2 protein-coding genes and 1 pseudogene are annotated in these 2,709 nt (G+C 64.2%); 1 reads left to right on the forward strand and 2 read right to left on the reverse strand.

Going from position 1 to position 2,709, the window contains the following annotated elements:
* Window positions 1–613 precede the first annotated feature (613 nt).
* Window positions 614–1,066, forward strand: coding sequence for a hypothetical protein (locus ACN27A_RS34655; protein ID WP_421459288.1), 453 nt, complete (start codon window positions 614–616; stop codon window positions 1,064–1,066).
* A 327-nt stretch (window positions 1,067–1,393) separates the two neighbouring features.
* Here ACN27A_RS34655 and pdxT read toward each other — a convergent pair whose 3' ends face one another.
* Entirely contained in the window at window positions 1,394–2,017 is a 624-nt protein-coding gene (pdxT, locus tag ACN27A_RS34660) for a pyridoxal 5'-phosphate synthase glutaminase subunit PdxT (RefSeq protein WP_421459290.1), read from the reverse strand.
* 166 nt (window positions 2,018–2,183) lie between these two features.
* Window positions 2,184–2,709: pseudogene (locus tag ACN27A_RS34665) on the reverse strand (pyridoxal 5'-phosphate synthase lyase subunit PdxS); the annotation flags it as partial.

Below are 2,709 nucleotides of genomic sequence, written 5' to 3' on the forward strand. Positions count from 1 at the left end.
ACCTCAGCGTGTGATACACACTGTATCGCCGCAGCGGTGATGCAACAACCGGTAGCCGGTGCACGAATACACTTCGCGATAGGCTAAGTGTCGCAGCCGGCGCTTCGGGAACCCAGTCGCCTTCACCCAGACCGCGTTGGGTCAGCCGCATTGCACATCGCGCCATTCACGAACAGCTAGGGCATTCGATGCCCGGCCCCAGGTTCCAGACGCTCTCAACGTCCGCGGCCGAACTCGGACTTCAGTATCCGCCGAAACTCGAGCAAGGCCTGCCAGAGGACAGCCGAATTCTCCTACGACACTTGATATCGACCGCTTACCAGGTGCCGCCCGATCGAAGGGGAACTTCCTCTGAAGACTGGGGCAAGTCGATTCCTCGCGGATCCGAACGTCGGAATCAGAGCGCACGAGAAATACATCAATTGCTGAGCCGGACAACTACTTTAGCTTCAGTAGATGCCGTTGTCTAAGTCGCCCCAGGAACAAAAATGGTGCTAGGTTCATTCATGCCTACGCAGCCAACGAAGTCGCCGGCCGAAGTGTCCGACAAGTCTGCACCAAGTCGCCGGCGGGGTTGGCTGCCCTGTTCCTCCGACGATTCGAGGCCAGCGTCATGCCGACGAAGTTCACCGACGACTCGATCGCATATGTGGAGTTGTATGTCTCGGATGCCGTTCCAGCGCTGCAGACTTTGACCGCCGCCCTGGGCTTCAGTGCCCGTGCACTGGCGGAGCACCCGGACCGCTACAGCGTGCTGTTGAGCAGAGGACCGACCCGGCTGATCGTCACAGAGCCACGCGGCCAGGGTCCGGTCGCCGAGTGGCTGGCCGCGCACGGGGACGGGGTGCGCGACATCGCATTGTGTCGTTCCGATCTGGACTACGTGGCCGACCATTCACGACAGACACTGTTGCCGGTGGTGGGGCCGCGCGTCGACGCCGCCACCGGCACACTCCATGCACAAGTCGGTGGCGTCGGCGCCCTGCAGCACACTCTCCTGTGCGCCCGTGACGGCACCAACATGCCGCCTGGCTCGGATTGGCAGCCGCTACGCACCATCGCCTAGCCGTCCCAGCCCATTCCAGGGCTGTCGATCAGCCGGCCGCCGCGGCGACAGTGCAACAGCGCCCCCATGTCGCTGTCAACGTGACGACCACATGCCGACCCTGCAGCCGTCCTGTGCATCTCTGCACAACGCACCGGCGGCGCGAGTCACACGCGGCCGAGCCGGTCACAACCTCGGGTCGCCGGCACATCCCCGGTCACAATGGCACAATGGTCAGCGAAACCCCAAGCGGGGGCCGCTAGCTCCGGTAGGTGAATGACCCGCCCTAAAAGGGAGACAACGCTCGATCACCCACCACCCGGCACCGTAGTGGCCACCCTCCTGCGCTCATGCGTCGCCGGTCACGATGTCGACGAACAATCCATGAACTCGACGGTCCGCGGTGATCTCCGAGTGAAAGGCCGTCGCGAGGACCCGGCCCTGACGTACCGCGACGATGTGATCGCCATCGCGACTCAGAACCGTCACCCCGGCGCCGACGCGTTCTACCCACGGGGCCCGGATGAAGACAGCGCGCACCGGTTCCCGGAAGCCGTCGAACGGAAGGTCTCGTTCAAATGAGTCAACCTGGCGGCCGAATGCGTTTCGCCGAACTGTCATATCGATGCCATGCAGTGGTAGAGCCTCCCGACCCGGCACACCGGCGTCGACGATCTCGTCTGCAAGCATGATCATGCCGGCGCATGACCCGAACGCCGGCATACCATCGCCAAGGAATGCACGCAGAGGTTCGAGCATTCCTAGGTCGCGCAGCAGGTGGCTGATCGCGGTGGACTCCCCGCCTGGGATGACCAGCCCGTCAAGCCCCTCGAGTTCGGTGCGGCGTCGCACCTGCTGCGGTGCCGCACCACTGTCGTACAGTGCTGCAACGTGTTCGCGGACGTCGCCCTGCAATGAGAGAACGCCGATCCGAGGAGCGTTGCCGCGGACCGGGGGCGCAGCTCGCGTCACGCCACCCGGTAGGTGAGGAAGCGAAGGACGTTCGTAGAGCACTGCGTTCACCTATCTGGGTCTGGGGCTCACGGCCGCGGCACCTGTCGTCGCCTCGCAGACGGAACCATGAGGCACACCCACGTCACAAGTGAGCTGCCGCTTGTCCCCTAAGGCGCCCCCGGGGCTACCAACCGCGCTCGGCCAGCCGGTGCGACACCGGAATCTCATCCACGTTGATACCGACCATGGCCTCGCCCAACCCCCGCGACACCTTTGCCAACACGTCCGGGTCGTCGTAGAAGGTAGTTGCCTTGACGATGGCGGCCGCTCGTTGGGCCGGGTCACCGGATTTGAAGATCCCCGATCCCACGAAGACGCCCTCGGCCCCGAGCTGCATCATCATCGCCGCGTCAGCCGGGGTGGCGATACCACCGGCGGTAAACAACGTCACCGGCAACTTCCCCGCCCGCGCCACCTCCTGCACCAAGTCGAAGGGCGCCCGCAGCTCCTTGGCTGCAACGAACAGCTCGTCCTCGCTCATCGAAGTCAACCTGCGTATCTGGGCACCGATGCGCCTCATGTGTGTCGTCGCGTTGGACACATCTCCGGTACCAGCCTCACCTTTCGAGCGAATCATCGCCGCCCCCTCGGTGATACGCCGCAATGCCTCGCCGAGGTCGGTCGCGCCACACACGAACGGTACGGTGAAC

Origin of the sequence: Micromonospora sp. WMMD737, from assembly GCF_049179055.1 — a bacterium.
GTDB lineage: Bacteria > Actinomycetota > Actinomycetes > Mycobacteriales > Micromonosporaceae > Micromonospora > Micromonospora reichwaldensis.

Coding starts and splice junctions, on each gene's coding strand:
- ACN27A_RS34655 (WP_421459288.1), top strand. CDS start 614: ATGCCGACGAAGTTCACCGACGACTCGATCGCATATGTGGAGTTGTAT.